The following is a 22,775-nucleotide window of genomic DNA, read 5'->3' as shown; positions in this document are numbered from 1 at the left end:
GCACGTTTTTTCTTTCCAAAAAGAGGAAATGAACCGTTTTGTCTTTAGGTTATCGCCTCGTGCCTCCCGGACCTTTCCATGGAGAAGGGGAAAGGCCAGGGTGAGGGGAACAGAAATTTATTGTCTGTCGCGCCAACAACCTTAACTTAGAGGTTTAGGCTTGCTCTTGTTTTTGCTTCTCTGCAAGTTGTTGCATGTACAGAGCATCAAAATTAATAGGAGCCAATACAAGTTGTGGGAAACTGCCACGAATTACTTGCGAGGTAATCGCTTCGCGGGCATAAGGGAACAGAATATTGGGGCAGAAACTATTCAATAAATGATCCAGTTGATTTTCTGGAGCGCCTTGGATGGTGAAAATACCCGCTTGTTTCACTTCAACAAGAAATGCAGTAGTTTGCTTGTTGTTTACTGTCGTAGTCACCGTTAAAACCACTTCATAAACACCTTCTTCAAGTTTGGTGTTGCTGGTATTAATTTCAAGATTCAGCTCGGGTTCCCACTGTTGTTGGAATACAGCTGGTGTATTAGGAGTTTCAAAAGATAAATCTTTAACATAAATCCTTTGGATCATGAATTGCGTTTCATTTTGATTTTGTTGCGTCTGGTTTGCTTGTTCGCTCATGATATTGCTATCCTCTTAGTAATTGATCAAGTCTTCCCTGGTCTTCCAGGGCATATAAATCATCGCAGCCACCAATATGTTGGCCATTAATAAAAATTTGCGGTACGGTACGTCTGCCGCTTTTTGCTATCATTTCAGCGCGTAATTCGGGTTGTACATCAATACGAATTTCTGTAAATGAAACATTCTTTTGTTGCAATAGCTCTTTGGCGCGAATACAGTAGGGACAATAAGTGGTACTGTATATAATTATTTCAGCCATCGGTTTATTTTCCTTTTACCAGGGGCAAATCAGCGTTTTGCCATGCAGCAATCCCACCGCCAAGTACATGAGGCTGATAACCTTGACCCCGGATTTTACTGGCAAGGGTCTGAGCATCGATAGCTCGGGTAGCAACCAAAATAATGGGTTTATTCTTATATTTATCCATTTTCTTTTGCTCAAACTCTTCGCTCTTGGCATGGATTGAATCAATAATATGCCCTTGAGTAAAAGCTTCTTTGTCACGCAAGTCGACGACCACCGCATTTTCATTATTGATTAAATCGACAGCAACTTGAGGGGTGATTTCCTTTGCTTTCTTTTTTTGGGTGATTAGCTCGTTGATGAATGTGAGTAATAAAATAACGATAAAGGCAAGCCATAATTGCCAATGGTTTATGATAAATTGACCTAAGTGTTCCATATTCTCTCTTGATATTTTACTAATGAAGCGAATTATCCTCAGAATAAGCCATGAACGCAAGTAAAGGAACAGCAAAACTGGTTTCCATGTGCTTTATACCCGCCCACATCTTGGGCGCACTTACCTGTTTCTTTTCAGCAGCACGTAAACGGCGCCATTTCCTCCATCCCTGGGCAAGGCACTGTGGAATGCCAAAACCTCTGCAAACTGAGGTAACCAGCGATTTAATAAATTTTTGATCACTGGGGGCGCCCCCTGGTAACCGCCTTTACCATGTATAATAAGGATACATCTTTTGTTGTTTTCTGCCTGGCCTTGAATAAATTGGCACAAGGTATCACGGGCACTTTCACTTTTTAAGCCATGTAAATCCAGCCGCGCTTCCCAGGGAATAGTTCCATTTCTTAATGCCTTAAACCGTTGGCTGGAAAGACTGGGATGGGCATAGGAAAGGATTGTTTCAGAAAGGACTGTATCCACAATCATATCGGATAAGTAATACTCTTTTTTTTCCTGTACTTCCTGGCGGATAGTTTTTTTAGGCCGAATGGGAGGCTTGGGTTTGGATACTTTTACCCTTTTTGATTGTTCTTCCAATGGTTTTACCGAGCGCATGAATTCGCGGAACAAGGCTTTATCTTCGTCAGACAAAAAATCATCAGCCATAGTTAACTAAAAATGATTACGTGATAATTGAAGTATAACCCAGGTTGCGCTGCTGCTTACATCTTTTGCATGCAATTGAGGGGAAGGCGATTGTTGTTTGCTTTGCCGAGGCTACTTTTGTTGATTAACATAGGGTACAATTTGTACTTTTTCTGAATGAGAATTGAAGTCCCATGAGCAATTATATACTTAAGGAAACGGAAGAGTTAGTCACGATTTTGGATTTTTTACGCTTTAGTGTGTCTTGCGCCATTGATGCCAATTTATATTACGGCCATGGCACCGATAATGCCTGGGATGATATGCATTCATTAATTCTGCGAAGCTTGTCTTTGCCCTATGATTTGGAATCGAATTGGCTTAATGCACGTTTAACTACAAGTGAAAAAAAATATTTGTACCAACAATTGGAAAAGCGGATTAACCAACGAGTCCCGGTGCCTTACTTAATCAAAGAAGCTTATTTTTGTGATATTCCATTTTATGTGGATGAACGGGTCCTTATCCCTCGCTCTCCTATAGCAGAACTGATTAAAAATGAATTTTCTCCCTGGATCGATGCCGATAAAGTGCATCGTATTTTGGATTTATGTACGGGCAGTGGGTGTATCGCCATAGCTTGTTGTTATGCCTTTCCAGAGGCGCAGGTCGATGCGGTGGATATTTCCAGCGAAGCCCTCGCTGTTGCTGCGATTAATCGAGAGCAGTTAGGTGTTGAAGATCAACTTACTTTAATTGAATCCGATTGTTTTTCCAAAGTGCCGAAGGTAGGCTATGATTTAATTGTCAGTAATCCTCCTTATGTGGGTAAGGAAGAGATGCAAACTTTGCCTGATGAATTTCGTCATGAGCCTGTTTTGGCTTTGGAAACCAGTAATAATGGATTAGCGATTGTTGAAACGATTCTTCATGAGGCCCATGACTATTTAAATGAAGAAGGTATCCTGATTGTAGAAGTAGGAAATAGTGAAGAGGCTTTATGCGAGGCATTTCCGCATGTGCCTTTTACCTGGCTTGAAATGAGTCATGGCGGGCAAGGTGTATTTTTATTAACGAAGCAACAGCTAAACGAGTACTTTAATGTCCGGTAATACGTTTGGAACTTTATTTACGGTAACTACTTTTGGTGAAAGCCATGGCCCGGCTATTGGATGTGTAGTTGATGGCTGTCCTCCGGGATTTATGCTGCGGGAAGAGGATATTCAACCCTTTTTGGATAAACGAAAGCCGGGGCAATCCAAATACACAACACAGCGCAGGGAAGAGGATAAAATACACATTCTTTCAGGCGTGTTTGAAGGTAAAACTACCGGTGCACCCATTGCCTTGTTGATTCAGAATACCGATCAGCGATCTCGCGACTATGAAGAAATTAAGAATTTGTTCCGTCCAGGCCATGCGGATTTTACTTATCATCATAAATACGGGCACAGGGATTATCGAGGCGGTGGGCGTTCATCGGCACGGGAGACTGCAGCACGAGTGGCAGCAGGTGCTATCGCACGCTTGTATTTACAGCGGCATTTAAATTTGGAAATTGTAGGATATTTGCAGCAAATGGGTGATTTGGTTTTAGACTTTATAGATGAGTCACAAATTAATAATAACCCTTTCTTTTGTCCTAACACCACGCAAGTTCAGGATCTTGCGGATGCTATTGACCATTTAAGACGCCAAGGCGACTCTGTGGGTGCGCGGGTTAAAGTGATTGCAAAGAATGTCCCCTTGGGATTGGGTGATCCTGTATTCGATAAACTGGATGCCACCCTGGCTTATGCTATGATGTCAATCAATGCGGTTAAAGGGGTTGAAATTGGAGCAGGATTTGCGGCGGTGAACCAGTTAGGTTCCATACATCGTGATCAAATGTCCCGGGATGGGTTTCTAAGCAATAATGCCGGCGGAATTTTGGGTGGTATTTCTACCGGGCAAAATATAGAAGTGAGTATTGCATTAAAGCCCACATCAAGTATCACAACTCCGGGAAAGACAGTTAATGTTTCAGGGGAAGAGGTAACTGTCGTAACCAAGGGACGGCATGATCCTTGTGTGGGAATCAGGGCTGTTCCTATAGCTGAAGCCATGATGGCTTTGGTCTTAATGGATCACTATTTGAGAAATAAGGCGCTTCACTCATCCTTTTAGAAACAGTGCGCAGGGGCGAAAATCCTCTGACTCTATCCATAAGGGAAGGATTAATATCCCTGCACCCAAAAGGGTGAATAAGGGATGATAAGTTAATGATAATCCAGTGTATTTCTCCCGATACCGGGGCGAGAGAACTTGGAATTCAGAAGAGGTCAAACAATGAGCAGAGAATTAAATATAGCCATAGTTGGTGCAACAGGTGCAGTTGGCGAAACTTTTTTAACGGTATTGGAAGAACGGGATTTTCCTGTAAAAAATCTTTATCCCTTAGCCAGTTCTCGCTCTGTTGGCAAAACAGTAGAATTTAGAAATGAGCAGCTGGATGTTTTAGACTTGGCTGAGTTTGATTTCAGCAAAGCAGATATCGCTTTGTTTTCAGCAGGCGGTTCGGTATCCAAAGAATATGCTCCTAAGGCTGCAGCTAGTGGATGTGTGGTAGTGGATAACAGTTCCTGCTTTCGATATGAGAACGATATCCCTTTAGTAGTTCCCGAAGTCAATTCTCACCGTATTGTGGAATATAAGAACAGAGGCATTATTGCCAACCCTAATTGCTCAACGATCCAGATGGTTGTAGCCCTGAAACCTATCCATGATGCGGCAGGAATTGCCCGGATTAATGTGGCAACCTACCAATCTGTTTCAGGTACTGGCAAGAAAGCTATTAGTGAACTTGTTTCGCAAGTAGGGGATCTTTTGAATGGCAGGCCTGCCAATGTCAATGTATACCCACAACAGATTGCTTTTAATGCAATCCCGCATATTGACCAGTTTGAAGAAAATGGTTATACCCGTGAAGAAATGAAGATGGTATGGGAAACACGTAAAATTATGGAAGATGAGCGCATTATGGTTAACCCCACAGCCGTTAGAGTGCCGGTTATTTACGGACATTCTGAAGCCATCCATCTGGAATTAAAAAAACCTTTAACTGCAGAAGAAGCACGTAAAATTCTCTCTAAAGCCCCAGGAGTCAAGGTAATTGATAATGTGGGTAAAGCGAGTTATCCAACTGCCCTAAAAAATGCTGTAGGCCATGATGAGGTTTTTGTAGGCCGAATTCGCCAAGACATTTCCCATCCTAACGGATTAAATTTGTGGGTTGTTGCAGATAATATTCGCAAAGGTGCTGCGTCCAATGCGGTACAAATTGCTGAAATACTGCAAAGAGAGTTTTTGTAACATATTGGTGTTGCTGTGGGTCAGGTGCGGCGTGAAAGCTGGCTCTTTGCTGATTGCCAGTTTTTGAGCTGCAGCCAGAGGCTGCAGAATCAGGGTGAACCCGAACATCCAATTCTATTTTTTTGAATAACAGCAGAACTTTAAAAAAATCCTCCTACTTTCTATAACCTAAGTTATACTTTGATTAACACGATTGGATTTTGAAGACATGCTAAATGAATATTATTTAACCGATGATATTGAAGAACCGGTTCTTGCTCACAGTATTTTATCTTTTGTTACTCCCAAAGTTTCTGGTAAGCAGTTCCATGAATTAAAAACGGGACAAATCCCCTGGGAAGCAAAACTGGATCTTTCCAACCTGAAGCCGGAGGAAGCTCGCAAGGCTTTAGTGGAGTTTATTCAAAGACAGATGAAGAAGAAAAACTTTTCCCTGCTTATTTTTCATGGCACGAAAAGCGCTAAAAATTCTCCCCCTCTGTTAAAGAATTTAATCAATCACTGGTTACCGCAAATTAAAGAAGTGGTTGCTTTTCATAGTGCGAGGCCTGATGAGGGCGGTATCAATGCGGTGTATGTTTTGCTCAAAAATGTATCGGATCTTCCTGTACTCACACGCGTGGAGCAAAGTACATCGTTTTTAGTTGTTGAAACTAAAGCCATGGAACGGCAAAGACGTCTCGCCGAACAGCAAGGGGAGCGTCGGATTGCCTTAGTCAAAGCCCGCGAACATTCCAATCAAGAGGCTCAGCCAGCACTTGAAGGTCAATTGCAAAATAGTATTTTGCAACATCCAGAGTTAGCCAGCCAGCGTTTTGACGGCATTGACTCTCCCTTGAATCCGGAACCTCCTTTAAATACGGATGCGCGGCGTGAGTTTGATAACGAACGACGCAATCAGGAACAAGAAAAGCAACTGCGTTTAGGTAATATGCCAAGATTTACTAATACACCTAAACCTAGAGGTCCTTAATGACAATAGCAAGTGACATAATCAGCCATCGAATGCCTGATTTTGAAGCTTACCTTCGAGCTGGGGAATCGTTGGATGACATTGATGAATATGGTTTTACGCCCTTAATTGAGTGTGCTATTACGCGCCAAATTCAAATTGCCGAGCAACTAATCGCCCGTAAAGTCAATGTTAATAAAACAGACGTGACAGGGCGAGGTCCCTTGCATTGGGCTGTGGATAATAATGATATAGCTATGGCGAAGTTGCTATTGGATAACGGTGCAGATCCTAACGCGTATACCCGCAATGGGCTTTCTGTCCTGGTTTATCCGGTATTACGTAATCAGGATGCACTCAAGCATTTACTCTATCAATATGGCGCCAGGCTCGATTTTGCCCTCGACTTCATCAATGGCAAACTTATTGGCCACCGTTTTGAGTTACAAGGTGATGTCGATATAGTTAATGCCCAGGGAGAATTTATTGAGTTGGATTACGAAGGCTTTATCCTCGAATTTACCGTTGCAGTGATAAGGGATGCTTTAAGACGTTTTATCAGCAGTTATTCAACACGTCATTTACGGGAATATTTCCCCCTGGCACATGTGATTATCGATGCGTTTTCCCTCGCAGAAGAGCTTTTAAACTACCAGCATTTGCAAATCTTAGGGGAGCAGCACTTACAACGTCTCAAGGAGTTTTTAAAGGCACCCATGCTGATTCTGCCTGCAGCAAGCCGAGGCCATGCGATGGGATTTATTCGCTTTGGGCAATGGTGGGCGAAAATTGATCGAGGAGAAAACAGCTTGCAAGAGGGTAGCGTCAATATTTATAGAATTAATAATCTTCACGCCTTGAATGTTCGTTTTTTACAAGATTTTTTATATAAAAAACAACCTCGAAATTATTTTCATCAGATGATTAATCAACAATTAGGGTTGATTCCAATAGCTAAAATGCCCATCAGCTCACAAATAAGCGGCAATTGCTCCTGGGCCAATATACAAGCGATTGTAGCTGTTGCCTATGCCATTCAGGGATTAGAAAAAAATAGCTTTAATCCCGACACAGCCATGGCTTTTTATGATGAATGGGTAGCCTGGGATAAAGAACGGGCCATAGATGAATGCATTCAGCGGTTTTATTTGGCCAACCCTCCCCGTAAAGCGAGCATTGCCGCCATGCTTGGGGGTGTTTTATTTCAAGCCTGCAACGCGGAGAATAAACGACATTTGGAGATGGCAGAAAAAATACTCAAAATTCTTACTTTACCTGATTATGAGTATATTTTGAAAAGTTATCTGGAAGAGTATTGTATCAAACGGTTGACAAAAAAGGGTAACAACTTACTTAAAATTCTCGATGATTGCGGGATAAATCCAAATATAGGCGTTAATCCTATTGCCACTGGCTTATAATTGCACTGACATTACGCAAGATTCCGCTTCTATGGGTTCGTGGTTTTTCCCATGACGCTTATTTTTTCAGCTATAATCAAAAGGTAACATTTATCCAATGAGATAAGGAGATCATCATGTTAAAGTGGGCGCTCATTTTTCTGGTAGTCGCCATCGTTGCAGGTCTATTTGGTTTTCGCGGTATTGCGTCCACGGCGACCAGTATAGCCAAGGTTCTTTTCTTTTTATTTATTGTTATTTTCCTGGCATTTCTAATTTTGGGTCTGTTTGGGACCTCCTCACTTACTGCGGTACCGTAAATTGGGTACATACTCCCTGGGAATGGTTTATTGATATTTTACTCTGGACCGGGTTAGGCTGTGTAGCCTCTCCCCGGCTAAAGGGGTTTTCAGGATAAACTGCCGATATCTATAACGAACCGATAGCGGACATCGCTTCTTACAACCCGTTCATAAGCTTCGTTGACTTGCTCTATGGGAATTAATTCAATATCGGAAACAATATTATGCTTGCCACAAAAATCAAGCATTTCCTGCGTTTCTTTAATGCCTCCAATCAATGAGCCGGCGAGGCTCCTACGACGGGCAATCATGGAAAACGCATTGATTGGAATAGATTCCTCAGGAATACCCACCACCACCATAGTTCCATCCCGTTTGAGCAATTGCATGTATTCATTCCAGTCGATTTTTGCGGAAACGGTGCAGACAATGAGATCAAAATAGCTGTTTAGCTTTTGGAATGTTTGAGGATCGGAGGTGGCATAAAAATGATCAGCGCCCATCCGTCTGCCATCAGCCTCTTTATTGAGTGAATGACTCAAGACAGTAACTTCAGCCCCCATGGCATGAGCCAGTTTGACGCCCATATGTCCCAATCCACCCAAGCCGAGAATCCCCACTTTTTTGCCGGGGCCGATATTCCAGTGTCTTAAGGGTGAATAGAGCGTTATTCCTGCACAAAGCAGGGGGGCTGCTGCATCCATAGGCAAGTTTTCCGGAATTCGCAAAACATAGTTTTCATCAACAACTATTTTGGTGGAATAGCCTCCCTGCACCAAATCCCCGGTTTTTCGATCACGATTATTATAAGTTAATGTCATTCCCCCATCGCAAAACTGCTCCATGCCTTCATGGCAATTGTCGCACTGGCGGCATGAATCAACAAAACAACCTACACCCACCCGGTCACCCACTTTAAATTTGCTGACTGATGAACCTGTTTGGCTCACCACGCCGATAATTTCATGGCCTGGAACCATGGGAAATAAAGAGCCGCCCCATTCATCTTTTATTTGATGAATATCTGAATGACAGATACCGCAATAATGAATATCAATCAGCACATCATTTTTTCCGACCTCCCGACGTTCAAATGAGTAGGGTGTTAATGGTGCTTTTGCATTTTGAGCTGCGTAACCTTTTACGGGTATCATCTAAAACTCTCCTTGTTGTGTCGAATAAAGGGTAGCAATTAGGGTGCAGCAAGCTGCACAGTCTGTATCACTATTGAAGATTCTATGATGTATGTCAACTTGCTAGCAACTCAGCAAATAAGTTGGCTTCATATATAAACTGCATCGATTACCCCGCACTAGTTCTCCTAAGAATTTTAAACTAATTTGCCGGTTTTCCCCTATCACAAAGCATTCTAAATTTATATTTCGAAATAGGGAGTTTCTTTATTTAATTCATCAAAGATGCCTTCATTGCCGAGCAGGTTTTCTTCAAAGATCTCTAATTTTCTGAGCGAGTCTGTTTTGGTATTAAAGAAAGTTCCGATATAGCCCTGTTCAGAATAAATTTCGGTCAGTACTCCTGGAATAACTGTAAGGCCAGCGATAATTCCTCCTATTGCTTTTATACAAACAATAAGTGATTTCAAAATAGGATTCAATTCATTATACCACTTGTCCCAACCGCGAAATTTGGCGAATTCGTCCTTGGCGTTTTTTATTTTTTCCTCGCATGTTTTCTTAAACTCGTTAAAACTATTTTGGGAAAGAGGGCTATTGAAAAATTTAGTTCCGGCATCGACCAGGGAAGAGCTTAATACCTGAGCAATTGGAGCCACATTTGAGTAGTTGGGATTAAAGTCTTTATTAGCAATTAAGGTATTGGAATGGACATCCTTATAAGTTTTTGTTCCCTTATGAATCAGTTCATATAATTTATCATTTAATATCCCTACCAACTGATTAAATTTATATTCTTTTTGTATAACTGCCACCATGGCGGCGAATTTTCTTTTTACTGTGGGTGAAATCTGTTCAATCAAGTCGGGTTCAAAATGTTCTGCCAAATGGAGATTCACTCTATCGATTAAGCGCTTTGCCAGAGCCGAGAGATTATCATCAGCAATAATATATGATTTAAGTTTTTTTCTCAGAAGCAGAAGCGACTCTAAATCAAGTTCTGATAAATTACCTGCTGCCCTAAACAGAGATGAGGATTTAATTGCATGTTCAATATTTTCATCAGGAAGAATGACTGCATACTGAGTGGTATAAAAATTATAAAACTGATGCTCATGATCAAAAGCACTTTCTGGAAATTTATGTTCGATTCTTCTAAGAATTTGCTTAAAATGCGTTTCTTCCTCTTTGCTAATTGACGGTGTTTCAAGTTTGAACTCTAATGATGAATGCTTTTTATTATCTTGGAAAAAAATAGTGCTGGTATGGCCTGGGCGAAAAAAACATTTGATGGGTGTTCCTTTGAGAACATATAATGCACCTGCTGCCTCGAGCACCATATATTCAACAATATCTGATTTTGAGAGTTGTTGTACCTCATAATTCAAGCCAGATTGGCTTAATTGGTTTGCAATAAGTGTGTAGCAAGTCATTATTTTTCTTAAATAATCTGGAATTGGGCGATTTTAACAGATGATCAGATTATTTCCTTAGTAATTTACGCTGCTCAAGAAAGATAAATCATACTTCCCGCCCTGTGCAGTCAATCAAGATTTTGAGGTGGGGCTAAATGCGAAGGATGTTTTGTTATACCCGTTCATTTTGTTAGAAAAAAATTGATTGACCTAGAGCAGTTTGGTAGCTGGATTGTTTTCATGTTGGAGCAAGCTTTACCCAATGGCTCCCTTGCATACAGCCTGGATTAAGGCGGAGCCCTAATCCAGTGAATAATTTGAACGGTGTAGTATTGCGAACTTTCAAACAGACTACACTTGTGTAACTTTATTCTTTTACTGCAGTTTCCCTTCTTTTATTGTTTTCTCCTTTGGCAACTTGTTTGCTATTTCCTTGTTGCTGCGGGTTTGTTTTTCTGCGATTCGGGTTAGATGCAGAGGGATTGCTGCCGCTACCGCTGCTGGGCCGTTGTTGTTGACCGCCAGTGGAGCGGCGTCTACGGTTTTGCGATCTTCGATCACCCCCAGAACCTTTGGAAGTTTTTACCTGTGTGTGATGACGGCTTTGCGTTCTTTTAGATGGACTTTGTGGTGCTGAAACCGACGTTTCTGTGTGTCCGCCAAATAAACTCGACCATAAGCGCTTGATAAAACTGGTTTGGGCGCTTTTTACAGGCTGATGTTCCATTATGGGTTTGACTGCAGGTTCATCGCGTAAAGAGCTTTCTGCCTCACTTCCAGGAACATGCAATTCCGGTTGCTGGATTAAAGTATAACTGGGCTTTTTGGATTTACCCACATTATCTTCTTTGAGACGGATAATTGAATATTGCGGTAAGTGCATGTAGGGATTAGCGATAATCATTACTGATACACCATGCCTTTTTTCAATATCCTTAATGAAGTTACGCTTTTCATTTATGATGAAGGTTGCCATTTCTGCCGGAAGCTGAACTTGAATTTCAGCGGTCTTTTCCTTTAGGGCTTCTTCTTCAATAAGGCGCGTGATAGCCAATCCATGCGACTGGATGTTACGTACAGTGCCTCGTCCTTCACAGCGTGGACATACTTCCTGGGCACTTTCACCGAGGGATAATCTCAGGCGTTGACGCGACATTTCCAGAAGACCGAAACGGGAGATACGTCCCACCTGGATGCGAGCTCTATCAGCTTGCAATGCTTCTTTCAGACGGTTTTCTACATCCCGCTGATTTTTACTGGAACTCATATCGATGAAATCGATGACCACCAAACCACCCAAATCCCGTAGACGTAACTGACGCGCAATTTCATCAGCTGCTTCGATATTTGTATTGAATGCTGTGGCTTCGATGTCTGCTCCGCCTGTTGCTTTAGCTGAGTTGACATCAATTGACACCAGAGCCTCGGTTCGGTCGATCACCAAAGCACCTCCAGAGGGCAGCATGACCTGACGCTGGTATGCAGTTTCTATCTGGCTTTCGATTTGATAAAAGTTAAACAAAGGGATACTGCTGTTATAAAGCTTCAGGTTGGGTAAAAATTCAGGTTTGACCCGTTCAATATATTGTTTGGCTTTAATATAAGAAATCTGATCATCAATGATGATTTCGCTGATCGATTTACGTAAATTATCGCGGATCGAACGAATGATGACATCACCTTCCTGATGAATTAAGCAAGGCGCAAGTTCTGTATTATAAGCTTGTTTGATGGATTGCCATTGATTACACAGCATATCCAGGTCATCTTGTAATTCCTCCTGGCTTTTGCCGACACCCGCGGTACGGATAATAAGTCCCATATCTTCGGGTAAAGTCAGTGCATTAAGTGTTTCGCGCAGTTCATCACGCTCTTCACCTTCAATACGTCTGGATATACCTCCGGAACGAGGATTATTAGGCATTAGAACCAGGTAGCAACCGGCTAAAGTAATATAGGTAGTCAGCGCCGCCCCTTTGCTGCCGCGCTCTTCTTTATCGACCTGCACCAGTAATTCCTGGCCTTCCCGGATTAATGCAGTAATTGGCGGTTTTTCGTCACCAAAATCTTCGGGATTTTTGCTTAAATATTCAGGTGCAATTTCTTTAAGAGGCAAAAAGCCTTGCCGTTTAGAGCCGTATTCAACAAAAACGGCATCGAGGCTTGGCTCCCGTCGGGTGACGGTTGCTTTATAAATATTGCCCTTTTTTTTCACTTCACCAGGACATTCAATATCCAGGTCAAATAAATAACGGTCTTTTACAAGTGCAACACGTACTTCCTCAGTTTGTATTGCATTGATTAACATTTTTTCCATCTGTTACCCCATAAATTAGGGCGCCGTCACTTAAGTTGAGATAGTATAAGGCTCAAAATACCTTAGAGGTTCAACTGGATTTACTGATATTTCTGCGCTTTTGGCTGATGTCTGGATTTTCTGTGCGTCGTTGCATACATTGGTATGCCTTGAGGCAATTTTTGAAAACCCGGGAATTTCACCGCAAGTAGGCGAGAGGTCAGTAGTACCTGGGATTGAACAATAAGCGATGTGATCTTTAGGCGAACCAATAGCCTTGAAAACAGACGTTACGCATGTTACCTGTACAAGAGGGCTCTTTCGCAACGCTGCTGAAGAGGGCAATTGCGTCATCGGTATGGTGCTCGAATTCTTACGTACTGAAGTGTACATTCCGGTTCTGTGCTCCATTCCTCCTGGCATTTTCTTCTCAGTGAGTTTCGAAAGAGGTCTAATGCGAGGTGCATACTGTGAAATATACTGATTACAAATTAAACGGACTGAAATAGGAAGCCAACGGCGTGCGAAAGCCCTGAAATAATCCGTAATCGGTATAAAGCATGTCTGGCATGCGTAGGTTTCTGTCAAAAATATGCTCAATTTATCTCTGGCATTGGTTCGCTTCCTTATATCTTTGTGCTTAAATGGAAGCGCTATTTTTATGTAACTCTTTATTTAACAAATAATCATTCATTTAGACGGCCAAGGCCGAACTTCCTCAATGATTAGCATATACTTTAAAGTAAATAGTCACGCTTTTTTTATTTAAATGCGTTATAATTCGGTTGCATGGAAATTTTCCCACGCTACTGGCGATCATATCAAAAAAATCACGCCCAGCAAACAGGTTTATTGACAATGAGTGAAGTTAGTTATAAAGAAATCAGTAATGAAGAAGAAGGGCAACGTCTGGATAACTATTTAATTCGTATTTTAAAGGGCGTTCCCAAAAGCCATATCTACAGAATTATACGCGGCGGTGAAGTTCGGGTTAATAAAAAAAGAGCCCAAATTAATTCAAGACTACATGCCGGGGATAGTGTGCGTATCCCGCCAATTCGCTTGTCCGAAACCAAAGAAGTATTTGTAGGGGATGCTTTGGCAAAACGGCTGAAAGAATGCATCATTTTTGAAGACCCCTGTTTTTTGGTCATTAACAAGCCGGCCGGTATTGCTGTCCATGGGGGCAGCGGGTTGAGTCTTGGAGTTATTGAGGCTTTAAGAAAAACCCGGCAGGATTTAGCGTACTTGGAATTGATCCATCGTCTGGATAAGGAAACTTCAGGCTGTCTTTTATTAGCAAAGAAAAGAAGCACCTTGAGGGCGATGCATGCATTGCTTGAATCACGTGAAGTACAAAAAACTTATTGGGCATTATTGACCCATCCCTGGAAAGGTAAAAAACAGGTGATTGTTAGGGCTGCACTCGAAAAAAATACTTTGAAGTCCGGTGAGCGTATTGTTTCAGTTACAGAAGAAGGAAAAGCTTCTGAAACAAAATTTAAACTTCTTGAAAACTATCAACAGGCCTGTTGGGTTGAGGCCAGCCCTAAAACGGGACGTACCCACCAGATTCGCGTCCATAGCGCCCATTTAGGACATGTGATAGTTGGTGATAAAAAATACGGAGCACTTGCAGGAGAAGTAGAAGGCATAGATAATTCTAATCATCGACTTTTTTTACATGCACGATCCATTCAATTTGAATTGAACGGTACAAAGCATTTGTTCCAAGCGGATGCAGATAACCATTTTTCTACCGCACTAAAACAGTTACGTGCGAGGAGCGTAGTGAGAGATGAGCAATCCATATGATTTGGTAGTATTTGACTGGGAAGGTACTATTGCGGATACTTTAGGGATAATTTTGCACGTAGTTGCTACCGAAGCGAATTTGTTGGGTTTTGGTGATTTTGATCCTCATCTGGCGAGAAAATTTGTTGATTTAGGGTTAGTCCAGGCTTTGAAGAAAACTTATCCTCATTTGACTGAATCCCAACATCAGCACTTGTTGCAGGCAGTGCAATTGGCAATGCACTCTCGTTCCTCAGATGTTTGCTTGATGCCCGGGGTGAGGGAGTTAATCCATCAATTGCATGAAGCCGAGATCAATCTGGCTGTTGCAACCAATAAGGGACATCAATCCCTGTTTCGTGCCTTACAGGCTGCCGGTCTTGATAAACTATTTAAAGTAACTCGTTCTGCAGGACAAGTACCTGCGAAACCTTGTCCGCAAATGTTGGAAGAAATTATAGAAGAATATGGTGTAACCCCGGCTACAACTTTGATGATAGGTGATTCACTTTCCGATATGGAAATGGCCAAAAGTATTCAGGTAACAGCCATAGGAATCGATATTTATCATCAACAGGAAGAAGCTGTTCTCAAAGCAGCTGGGGCAGTGGCCGTATTTGATGATTATAAACAGGTAGCGGATTATTTAAACTTATCCAAAAGGCGTTAACCGCTTAGCTCTGTAGTTCGGATGCAGGCGAGGCTGGAAACCATTAAGTTAAAATAATGTTCCTCTCATGGTAAAAAAAGGGGGATAGCTTGAAGCATTTACAGGCGTGTGGAAATGATAATTTCTACATAAATAACTTATGGGCAGCAGAAACGGTTGACTCTTCTCCGCTAGGTTTAATTTTGCGCTACTCACAGGATGAGGTTGCTTTATTTAGTCATTTGTAAAGGGAGTATCACACGTTGAGTACATTAACCAGTTTGCCAAATTTATTAACCTTGCTGCGCATCGTTCTGATTCCAGTATTTATTATTGTATTTTATTTGCCGTTTTCATTTGCACATATGTTGGCAGCCAGTATTTTTGCGGCAGCAAGTTTCACTGATTGGTTAGATGGCTATTTGGCTCGCAAGCTAAAAATGATGTCTCCTTTCGGTGCATTCCTCGATCCGGTCGCAGACAAGTTACTGGTTTCCACCAGTTTGTTATTGCTCGTAGGCGCCAAGGAAATTAATTATATTACGATTCCTGCCATTGTTATTGTAGGACGTGAAATTGTAATTTCCGCCCTCAGGGAATGGATGGCGGAAATTGGGAGACGTGCAAGTGTCACTGTCGGTTATGTTGGCAAGATAAAAACGTTTCTGCAAATGATTGCTTTGTTTTTATTGTTGGCGTTTAATTCGTTGGATAATTGGGGCGGTATTTTCGGTTTTGTTTTACTTTATGTGGCTGCAATTTTAACGATTTGGTCGATGATTATTTATTTGGCGATTGCGTGGCCAGAATTAACGAAAAAAAATTAATTTTATTATTGACAGGGTGTTAAATTTCGGTAGAATCACACCCCGTAGAGACGCGGGAATAGCTCAGTTGGTAGAGCACAACCTTGCCAAGGTTGGGGTCGCGAGTTCGAGTCTCGTTTCCCGCTCCAAATTAAAGCGACAAAAAAGTCGCTTTTTTTTTAGAGCTAAAGGTATAGACGTATTAGAAGTATCAAATGAGGCTGTGTGGCAGAGTGGTCATGCAGCGGCCTGCAAAGCCGTGGACGCCGGTTCGATTCCGGCCTCAGCCTCCATAAGAATATTGCCCAGGTGGCGAAACAGGTAGACGCAAGGGACTTAAAATCCCTCGGAGCTTAACCTCCGTGCCGGTTCGATTCCGGCCCTGGGCACCAATCACCAGTTATTCCGTAGCAAGTAAGATTAGAGCTAAAATTGCAAACACCATTCCCAACCCGTGTTTAAAGGTTAACCCCTGTTTCAGGAACACAACGCATAACAAAAGGGTTATCATCGGATACATGGAAGTGACGAGCACCACAGGCATGGTAGGCCCTTTTTGCAACGCCAGAATGAAGAAAATACACGCCACCCCACTCGCCAGACCGTTTAGCAATCCGTAGGTTCCTCCTTTGGGACAAAGCTCCAGCTTAAAATCAAGTAAGACAAGGGCGATAATGCCTGAAATTAATACACCTATGCTCGAATAAAAAGTAATCGACAAGGGATTAATAAAGTTCGATGCTCTTGTTCCCCAATATCCCCAAGCGCCATAAAGACATAAAGCAATGAGTGAAGGATAATACCAAGAGCTAAGATTCATATAAATTACCTTACCTGAGAGCAGGTTTACATCGTGTGCCTATAGAATAACCGCTTGTTTGCTAAAATAACACCATTACTTCCTGCAAGCATGCTTTGCCCTTATCCTGGGTAGTTCTTCCGTGTTGCAGGAAAATGTCTCCTCAATCACTCATTGATATGGAAATGAGTTCTTCCCGAAGTTTTTATTTAGCTAGGAATAAAATTTAACGCAACTCCTTCCTGCTCGGGTTGAAGATCCGCTTCTCTTTGATGTTCCAGCCATTCAAGCAAGCGCGTACGGAATGTTTTAAAAAATAAATAAAAACGGTTGGAGGTACGGATTTGTGCCCCTTCATCTTTTTGATACAACTCCATCACTTCATACGCAGTGGTTAATTGTAAATTTAAAGCAATTTTATCGGCATGGAAGGCAATGTCGGTCAAGGCCCTATTTTTTAAATGAAACTGATCCTGGATAATTTCACGGCCTTGAATTTTAAAATCCTCCAGGGTAAATCGATGTTTTGCGAAATAGGTAGTGTTTTGTCCATTTTCTGTTTTTAAGGATTCATTGGCCCCGGCACGAATAAGCTTCTGGCATAAATCATCAAAATGATAAAATTTAGCCCAATGAAGTGCTGTCATTCCATATTGGTCTGCCTGATTTACACTACAATTCAATTCGCACATCCGTGTCAAAATGAGGCTCGCCGATTCTTTATCGGCCAGTTTGCAGGCTAACACTAAGGCTGTATTATCATAGGAAGTTGCTAAAAGCAGTTTTGCATTTGCTAAACATAATCCTTCTCGCAGATGAGAAACGTCACGTTGAATAACAGCCATATGTAGAGGGGTGTTTGTGGATACTTCATCATCAAAACTGCCTTCTTCCTGAAGAGACAAGCGGCAATAGGAGGGGAGTTTTTCCAATGTTTCCCGAGATGAGCTGGCAGTGCGCAATTCTTCCTGATAGATTGAGAAAAAAACCATAAGTGCATCCAAATGCTGCAGAAAGGACAAAGCATGTTTTAAAACGAGCGGGTCGAGGAGTTCATTTTGTTGCAATCTGATCAGGAATGATTGAAGTTTTTCTATGCTGTTTTTATAGTGTAGTTGGGGTAGCATTGCAGCAACAAGTTCATTATTTAAGAGCTTGAGCTTATCCAGATAATTAAAAAATTTGCCAATTGCTTGCAGGGTCTCTACAGAAAGCTTTGTACTGCTTAATAGTTCTGCGAGTAGGGGAATTAGTTCAGAGGGAAGATTCTTACAGAGTCCAAATAGTTCAAAAATTAAATACCATTGACTGTGTTCTTCCACATAACTATCCTCTCCTTTTCTCATGGTGACACGAAGTGGCGTAACCTGAGTGAGATCTGAATAATAAACAAGTTTATTATTTTGAGCCAAAAGACAAATGAGTTCATAAATCGTGTCTTCTTGCGGGGGAGCCATTTGCAATGACTGAAGCATTGCTTTCCTTGTTTCCGGTTGAGTCTGTTCATGCACAAACAGTTTCAGGGCCTTGCCAGGGTTGGAAAAACGTCTTGTTTTTAGAAAGGAAACGAGATGAATGAAATCAGTTAACTGTCCCAACGCTTTTCCAGATTGTGTTAAGTTAAGTTCCTCATCCAACAACGTATTAACTTCCTCAAGGCAAACGAGAGGGGTGTTAATTAAAGCATTAAGCTTATCACTTAAAATGCTTTTTTTAAGGTCGAGCTGTGAGGAAGCCATAATAGTCCTTATTTAAGTCAAATATTGGTTTTTTTTGCTAAGTCATTTTGCATTAAATAAATTTATCTAACAACTTGTGGATTTAATGTGTAGGTAGAGATCCGTTTTTGGCAGCGACTATGTCAGGGACAGAAACAGGGTGTTTTGAGGACACCCTAGGATAGAAAAAGAAGTTGTGCTTCAAACTGTAAAAGAAGGCGTGGCGTCCATATCATTTTTATTATCAGCCGGAGTTGGTTCATCTGATGAGGGACGCACTTGCTCCTTCTTGAGAATAGTATTTTTGATATAACGTATACAACTCGACATCTTACTCAATTGACTTGTGGAACGGTCATCGCAAATGCGAAGAACCTCAAGAATATGTTCTTCTCTGAAAGCATCCGTAGGAATATTTTGCCAAAGATGTAATCCCAGACATGTTTTATGTTGATTGATGCGATCAAAAATTTCCTGGTTTAGTAAGTTGTTTTTGCTTAATAGCAACAATAAAGGCGCCAAAGCCTCTCCAAATTCGGTAATTTTAAAATAATTCTCCTGCCCTCTGCTCTCCAAATCCAATAAACCTGCCAAATGCAGACTGGAAACCATCGACCCAAAAGCTCTAAGGTATGCATTTTTAAAGGCAAGATCAAAATTTAGCTGGCAAGTAATGGGTTCGGCTAACAGGTTATTCTCTTGAAGGCAGGCCAGAATATTTATAAGTATGCTAGGGGAATAGCATGCTGTGAGTAGCTTGAAACGATTTTCATCTGAGGATAAATGAAAGTCTTGTAAGGCTTTAAGGGCCTGCGGGATTTCTTTCGGAGAATATGCAATCGCTTCACCCGTACAGATTTCTTGTCCCATCTTTCCGGTTAATACACCTTCAAGTTGGAGATAATAAACAATAGAAATAGAATCAAAAGGATTTGAACTTTTTATCAAAAGATCTCTGATTGCCTGGCTTAACTCTCCTCTCAACAATCCAGCCTGTTTTACAAAACACAGAGCTTGTACCATTTTTAAAGAAGGATTTTGTGTAATTAGGAGACGATCTACTTCTTCGATTTTCTTTTGGGAACAATAAAGCAGGTGCAATGCGTCAACGACCTGGCTAGGGGCATCTGAGCTGGTAGCTATCGTATCAAGATCTGTCTGGAGGATTGTGTTAAGGTTATGAACTGATGCACTTTGTAAGATAAAATCACTGTAAGAAAAATAGCTGTCAAAAGCATCTATAAGAGCAGTCGGATTCTTATGAATCACTATACGTTGAAAATTAGCTTGTGCTCGACTGCCGGAGAAAAAAACCAAGTCAAGTTGAAATTTGTCATAGAATTTTTCCTTATGATAAATCGAAATGCTCGTTAAGGCATCCCAAAGTACATTAGGATTTTCATGGGCAGCTACCAAGTTAAAATTGGCCTCTGTAAGTAAACCAAAATTATCAACCACCCGACAGGAATGATATAGATCGCTTTGGGCAAAAGAATCCAGGAATGGAAAAACTGCTCGCCAAAATGATGAAAACCAGCTGTTTAATAAAACATGACACAACGTAAAGGTATCTTCTTCTTGGGTTGCTTCTGTGAACTTGATTGGGAAAAGCCATCGTCTCCAGCCAGAAAGCTTATTATAATTGGTTAGAAGCCTAGAAATTAATTCTTTATTACGTTGGGATGCTGCCATTTTTTTTCACTTATAGCATATTTTTTGGATTGTTGATTTTACCTAAAGATCTTTTTTTGTAAACTTTTAATTTGTTTGCTGATGACTGATTATGCAAAAAATTAATACCATTCATGACCGAGCAAGTAGTAGGGGCCTCATGTTTATCCATTTTGATTACCATGCTTGGTGTCGTTGATAAACGGTGGCGGCAAGCGATTTGAATAACAAGGAAGAATGTATGAAGGCACACCAAAGGATTTAAGTAGAGTAAAAAGATGAAACAACATCCTGAATGAAGAAAGAAAACCCATAAACTGTAATGGGAAAAAATAAAAATAAGCGAAAATCCAGTGCTGCTCGCTGGCAATGGCCCTGTCATGGGGTGTTTGGAGCAATCTCCTTTAGATTCCCTGCTTGCCCCAAGCATTTTGCGATACCGGCTAAATATCCACAGATTCTGTGGATAAGTGTGTGGGTTAGCTGATAATGAAACAATATAACCGTAGAACTCTCTATTGGGTATATCGTTTGGGTGATTTTTTCTCTACAATAAGACTTTAACTCAAATCAAAAGTAACTATGTATAAACCATTAGCTCTTTTTATGGGGTTACGCTATACGCGTTCTCGAAAAAAGAACCATTTTGTTTCTTTTATTTCCTTAAGCTCCATGCTTGGTATTGGCTTGGGAGTAATGGTTCTTGTTACCGTTTTATCCGTCATGAATGGATTTGATGAACAGATACATAACCGTTTTTTCGGTATGGCTCCCGAAATTACAGTCTCTGGCCCGAATGAAAGGCTCAATAATTGGCCTGAAGTAGCTAAAAAGATTCAAACAATTCCCGAGATAAAAGCATTTTCACCTTACGTCGGGGGGCAAGGCTTAATGGTTCATGAAGGACAGGTGTTACCTGTTGTGTTAACTGGCGTATTGCCTGAGAAAGAAGAACAAATGAGTCATTTGCAAGATAAATTGCTGGCTGGAAGCCTTTCTAATTTGAAAGATTTTGGCATTATTCTGGGCAGAGGGCTTGCTGACAATATGGGAACCATGATTGGCGATAAAGTCACCATAATGATTCCTCAGGCCACCGTGACTCCTGCGGGTATGATTCCCCGCTTTAAGCGATTTACAGTAGTTGGCGTCTTTTCTGCGGGAACAGGATTTAATTTTGATACCAAACTGGCATTCATCAATATGGGGGATGCTCAAAAATTATTGCAAATGGGAGAAGATGTAACTGGCATTAAAATGAAAATAAATAATGTGTACCAAGCCCCTGAATTGTCAGCCCGTTTATCTCATCTGCTAGGGGAGGAATATCAGGTGGGCAATTGGACACAACAATATGGCGCTTTTTTCGAGGCTGTCAAAATGGAAAAAACCATGATGTTTATGATTTTGCTGCTCATAATCGCTGTAGCCGCATTTAATCTGGTATCCTCTTTAGTCATGGTGGTTAACGACAAGCAAGCAGAAATTGCTATTTTAAGAACAATTGGGGCAACCCCTTCAACCATCTTATGGACGTTCATTGTACAGGGAATGATGGTAGGAATTGTCGGCACCATTTTTGGCTTGCTCGGTGGCTTGGTTTTGGCTAAAAATGCAACCACAATCGTGAATCATCTGCAAACCTGGTTCCATTTTAAAGTTTTGTCATCCAGTATTTATTTTGTCGATTATCTACCCTCCAAGATTATGTTCAGTGATTTATGGAAAGTATGTTTAATGGCTCTGATAATGAGTTTTCTTGCAACAATTTATCCTGCCTGGCGCGCCTCAAAAACAGTAATTGCGGAGGCTTTGCATTATGAGTGATATTATTTTAAATGCTAAAAAATTATGTAAGTCCTACAATGATGGTGCTTCTAAAGTTGAGGTATTACGAGGGATTGATTTATCGATAGCTAAAGGTGAGCGTCTTGCAATTATTGGTCCTTCCGGATCAGGAAAAAGCACCTTGTTGCATTTATTAGGCGGCTTGGACAAACCTACTACGGGTGAGGTTTTAATTAAGGATGTTAATTGGCAAAAAGTAAACGAAAAGCAGCGTTGTCGATTACGCAATCAAGGCTTGGGTTTTATCTACCAGTTTCATCACTTGTTACCTGAATTTACTGCACTTGAAAACGTATCCATGCCTTTGATGCTAGCCAATCTTTCAGTAAAAGATGCAACGGCTGAAGCAAGTAAAATGCTGGATGATGTTGGACTTAAAGAAAGAAAAACACATAAACCCGCTCAGCTTTCAGGAGGAGAGCGGCAACGAGTTGCTATAGCTCGTGCTTTGGTACATCAACCCTACTGTGTATTGGCCGATGAACCGACAGGAAATCTGGATCAGGCAACTGCTACAAAAGTATTTGATTTAATGCTTGAGTTGAATAGAAAAATGAACACGGCTTTAGTTATTGTGACTCATGATCAGCAGTTGGCAAAACAAATGGATCGGATTTTAGTGTTGGGAGAAGGTGTTTTATCTGAATTTAAATAAATTTCTATTATGAAATCCCTCAGGGATCGT

21 protein-coding genes and 3 tRNA genes are annotated in these 22,775 nt (G+C 41.2%); 14 read left to right on the top strand and 10 right to left on the bottom strand.

The features are described from left to right. Nucleotides 1-154 precede the first annotated feature (154 nt). The 4 genes from secB to KYQ_RS09455 form a co-directional block, all read right to left on the bottom strand. On the bottom strand, nt 155-625 hold the full coding sequence (secB, locus tag KYQ_RS09470) for a protein-export chaperone SecB (protein ID WP_010652720.1): 471 nt from the start codon (nt 623-625) through the stop codon (nt 155-157). 7 nt (nt 626-632) lie between these two features. Then, nucleotides 633-887, bottom strand: coding sequence for a glutaredoxin 3 (grxC, locus tag KYQ_RS09465; protein ID WP_010652721.1), 255 nt, complete (start codon nt 885-887; stop codon nt 633-635). Between the two features lie 4 nt (nt 888-891). Continuing rightward, nucleotides 892-1,311, bottom strand: coding sequence for a rhodanese-like domain-containing protein (locus tag KYQ_RS09460; RefSeq protein WP_010652722.1), 420 nt, complete (start codon nt 1,309-1,311; stop codon nt 892-894). A 120-nt stretch (nt 1,312-1,431) separates the two neighbouring features. After that, entirely contained in the window at nt 1,432-1,977 is a 546-nt protein-coding gene (locus KYQ_RS09455) for a Smr/MutS family protein (RefSeq protein WP_010652723.1), read from the bottom strand. Nucleotides 1,978-2,150: 173 nt separating this feature from the next. On the opposite strand from KYQ_RS09455, the gene prmB reads away from it, so the two are divergent. The 6 genes from prmB (at nt 2,151) to KYQ_RS09425 (ending at nt 7,979) form a co-directional block, all read left to right on the top strand. Beyond that, nucleotides 2,151-3,068: a 50S ribosomal protein L3 N(5)-glutamine methyltransferase gene (gene prmB, locus KYQ_RS09450; protein ID WP_010652724.1), complete on the top strand. Its 918-nt coding sequence runs from the start codon at nt 2,151-2,153 to the stop codon at nt 3,066-3,068. Continuing rightward, nucleotides 3,058-4,122: a chorismate synthase gene (aroC, locus tag KYQ_RS09445; protein ID WP_010652725.1), complete on the top strand. Its 1,065-nt coding sequence runs from the start codon at nt 3,058-3,060 to the stop codon at nt 4,120-4,122. The genes prmB and aroC overlap by 11 nt, the downstream gene beginning before the upstream one ends. A 162-nt stretch (nt 4,123-4,284) precedes the next feature. Continuing rightward, nucleotides 4,285-5,307, top strand: coding sequence for an aspartate-semialdehyde dehydrogenase (locus KYQ_RS09440; protein ID WP_010652726.1), 1,023 nt, complete (start codon nt 4,285-4,287; stop codon nt 5,305-5,307). 208 nt (nt 5,308-5,515) lie between these two features. Next, nucleotides 5,516-6,280: a Smr/MutS family protein gene (locus KYQ_RS09435; protein WP_010652727.1), complete on the top strand. Its 765-nt coding sequence runs from the start codon at nt 5,516-5,518 to the stop codon at nt 6,278-6,280. Beyond that, the gene (gene ankH, locus KYQ_RS09430) at nt 6,280-7,680 is read left to right on the top strand and encodes a Dot/Icm T4SS effector AnkH/LegA3 (protein ID WP_010652728.1); all 1,401 of its coding nucleotides are present in this window, start codon (nt 6,280-6,282) and stop codon (nt 7,678-7,680) included. The genes KYQ_RS09435 and ankH overlap by 1 nt, the downstream gene beginning before the upstream one ends. Nucleotides 7,681-7,796: 116 nt before the next feature. After that, a complete protein-coding gene (locus tag KYQ_RS09425) occupies nt 7,797-7,979 on the top strand; it encodes a DUF1328 domain-containing protein (RefSeq protein WP_010652729.1) in 183 nt (60 codons plus the stop codon). Nucleotides 7,980-8,068: 89 nt separating this feature from the next. On the opposite strand, the gene KYQ_RS09420 is transcribed toward KYQ_RS09425, so the two are convergent. The 3 genes from KYQ_RS09420 to KYQ_RS18310 form a co-directional block, all read right to left on the bottom strand. Continuing rightward, entirely contained in the window at nt 8,069-9,115 is a 1,047-nt protein-coding gene (locus KYQ_RS09420; RefSeq protein WP_010652730.1) for an NAD(P)-dependent alcohol dehydrogenase, read from the bottom strand. A gap of 221 nt (nt 9,116-9,336) precedes the next feature. Then, the gene (locus KYQ_RS09415) at nt 9,337-10,527 is read right to left on the bottom strand and encodes a hypothetical protein (protein WP_019349924.1); all 1,191 of its coding nucleotides are present in this window, start codon (nt 10,525-10,527) and stop codon (nt 9,337-9,339) included. 349 nt (nt 10,528-10,876) lie between these two features. Beyond that, on the bottom strand, nt 10,877-12,826 hold the full coding sequence (locus KYQ_RS18310; protein WP_010652732.1) for an Rne/Rng family ribonuclease: 1,950 nt from the start codon (nt 12,824-12,826) through the stop codon (nt 10,877-10,879). A gap of 837 nt (nt 12,827-13,663) precedes the next feature. On the opposite strand from KYQ_RS18310, the gene KYQ_RS09405 reads away from it, so the two are divergent. The 6 genes from KYQ_RS09405 (at nt 13,664) to KYQ_RS09380 (ending at nt 16,446) form a co-directional block, all read left to right on the top strand. Next, the gene (locus tag KYQ_RS09405) at nt 13,664-14,620 is read left to right on the top strand and encodes an RluA family pseudouridine synthase (RefSeq protein WP_029489027.1); all 957 of its coding nucleotides are present in this window, start codon (nt 13,664-13,666) and stop codon (nt 14,618-14,620) included. Further along, nucleotides 14,604-15,269: an HAD family hydrolase gene (locus KYQ_RS09400; RefSeq protein WP_010652734.1), complete on the top strand. Its 666-nt coding sequence runs from the start codon at nt 14,604-14,606 to the stop codon at nt 15,267-15,269. Before KYQ_RS09405 ends, KYQ_RS09400 begins: the two co-directional genes overlap by 17 nt. A 242-nt stretch (nt 15,270-15,511) precedes the next feature. Next, nucleotides 15,512-16,075: a CDP-diacylglycerol--glycerol-3-phosphate 3-phosphatidyltransferase gene (gene pgsA, locus KYQ_RS09395; protein WP_010652735.1), complete on the top strand. Its 564-nt coding sequence runs from the start codon at nt 15,512-15,514 to the stop codon at nt 16,073-16,075. 52 nt (nt 16,076-16,127) lie between these two features. Further along, nucleotides 16,128-16,203 (top strand) — tRNA-Gly (locus KYQ_RS09390). Nucleotides 16,204-16,273: 70 nt separating this feature from the next. Beyond that, nucleotides 16,274-16,347: transfer RNA gene (locus tag KYQ_RS09385), tRNA-Cys, on the top strand. 10 nt (nt 16,348-16,357) lie between these two features. Then, nucleotides 16,358-16,446 (top strand) — tRNA-Leu (locus tag KYQ_RS09380). A gap of 8 nt (nt 16,447-16,454) precedes the next feature. On the opposite strand, the gene KYQ_RS09375 is transcribed toward KYQ_RS09380, so the two are convergent. From KYQ_RS09375 to KYQ_RS09365, 3 genes are all read right to left on the bottom strand, one after another. Next, a complete protein-coding gene (locus tag KYQ_RS09375) occupies nt 16,455-16,874 on the bottom strand; it encodes an EamA family transporter (protein WP_010652736.1) in 420 nt (139 codons plus the stop codon). Nucleotides 16,875-17,062: 188 nt separating this feature from the next. Then, the gene (ankQ, locus tag KYQ_RS09370) at nt 17,063-18,592 is read right to left on the bottom strand and encodes a Dot/Icm T4SS effector AnkQ/LegA10 (protein ID WP_019349922.1); all 1,530 of its coding nucleotides are present in this window, start codon (nt 18,590-18,592) and stop codon (nt 17,063-17,065) included. A gap of 180 nt (nt 18,593-18,772) precedes the next feature. Beyond that, complete coding sequence (locus KYQ_RS09365; RefSeq protein WP_010652738.1) at nt 18,773-20,263, bottom strand: hypothetical protein; 1,491 nt, start codon at nt 20,261-20,263, stop codon at nt 18,773-18,775. A gap of 561 nt (nt 20,264-20,824) precedes the next feature. Between KYQ_RS09365 and KYQ_RS09355 the strand changes: the two genes are divergently transcribed. Further along, complete coding sequence (locus KYQ_RS09355; protein ID WP_010652740.1) at nt 20,825-22,069, top strand: lipoprotein-releasing ABC transporter permease subunit; 1,245 nt, start codon at nt 20,825-20,827, stop codon at nt 22,067-22,069. Further along, nucleotides 22,062-22,745, top strand: coding sequence for a lipoprotein-releasing ABC transporter ATP-binding protein LolD (gene lolD / locus KYQ_RS09350; RefSeq protein ID WP_010652741.1), 684 nt, complete (start codon nt 22,062-22,064; stop codon nt 22,743-22,745). Before KYQ_RS09355 ends, lolD begins: the two co-directional genes overlap by 8 nt. Nucleotides 22,746-22,775 lie beyond the last annotated feature (30 nt).

Source organism: Fluoribacter dumoffii NY 23 (assembly GCF_000236165.1).
GTDB lineage: Bacteria > Pseudomonadota > Gammaproteobacteria > Legionellales > Legionellaceae > Legionella > Legionella dumoffii.
The sequence above is the reverse complement of the archived record's forward strand: the minus strand, read 5'-3'. Positions and strand labels throughout refer to the sequence as shown.

Coding starts and splice junctions, on each gene's coding strand:
- secB (WP_010652720.1), bottom strand. CDS start 625: ATGAGCGAACAAGCAAACCAGACGCAACAAAATCAAAATGAAACGCAA.
- grxC (WP_010652721.1), bottom strand. CDS start 887: ATGGCTGAAATAATTATATACAGTACCACTTATTGTCCCTACTGTATT.
- KYQ_RS09460 (WP_010652722.1), bottom strand. CDS start 1,311: ATGGAACACTTAGGTCAATTTATCATAAACCATTGGCAATTATGGCTT.
- KYQ_RS09455 (WP_010652723.1), bottom strand. CDS start 1,977: ATGGCTGATGATTTTTTGTCTGACGAAGATAAAGCCTTGTTCCGCGAA.
- prmB (WP_010652724.1), top strand. CDS start 2,151: ATGAGCAATTATATACTTAAGGAAACGGAAGAGTTAGTCACGATTTTG.
- aroC (WP_010652725.1), top strand. CDS start 3,058: ATGTCCGGTAATACGTTTGGAACTTTATTTACGGTAACTACTTTTGGT.
- KYQ_RS09440 (WP_010652726.1), top strand. CDS start 4,285: ATGAGCAGAGAATTAAATATAGCCATAGTTGGTGCAACAGGTGCAGTT.
- KYQ_RS09435 (WP_010652727.1), top strand. CDS start 5,516: ATGCTAAATGAATATTATTTAACCGATGATATTGAAGAACCGGTTCTT.
- ankH (WP_010652728.1), top strand. CDS start 6,280: ATGACAATAGCAAGTGACATAATCAGCCATCGAATGCCTGATTTTGAA.
- KYQ_RS09425 (WP_010652729.1), top strand. CDS start 7,797: ATGTTAAAGTGGGCGCTCATTTTTCTGGTAGTCGCCATCGTTGCAGGT.
- KYQ_RS09420 (WP_010652730.1), bottom strand. CDS start 9,115: ATGATACCCGTAAAAGGTTACGCAGCTCAAAATGCAAAAGCACCATTA.
- KYQ_RS09415 (WP_019349924.1), bottom strand. CDS start 10,527: ATGACTTGCTACACACTTATTGCAAACCAATTAAGCCAATCTGGCTTG.
- KYQ_RS18310 (WP_010652732.1), bottom strand. CDS start 12,826: ATGGAAAAAATGTTAATCAATGCAATACAAACTGAGGAAGTACGTGTT.
- KYQ_RS09405 (WP_029489027.1), top strand. CDS start 13,664: ATGAGTGAAGTTAGTTATAAAGAAATCAGTAATGAAGAAGAAGGGCAA.
- KYQ_RS09400 (WP_010652734.1), top strand. CDS start 14,604: ATGAGCAATCCATATGATTTGGTAGTATTTGACTGGGAAGGTACTATT.
- KYQ_RS09375 (WP_010652736.1), bottom strand. CDS start 16,874: ATGAATCTTAGCTCTTGGTATTATCCTTCACTCATTGCTTTATGTCTT.
- ankQ (WP_019349922.1), bottom strand. CDS start 18,592: ATGGCTTCCTCACAGCTCGACCTTAAAAAAAGCATTTTAAGTGATAAG.
- KYQ_RS09365 (WP_010652738.1), bottom strand. CDS start 20,263: ATGGCAGCATCCCAACGTAATAAAGAATTAATTTCTAGGCTTCTAACC.
- KYQ_RS09355 (WP_010652740.1), top strand. CDS start 20,825: ATGTATAAACCATTAGCTCTTTTTATGGGGTTACGCTATACGCGTTCT.
- lolD (WP_010652741.1), top strand. CDS start 22,062: ATGAGTGATATTATTTTAAATGCTAAAAAATTATGTAAGTCCTACAAT.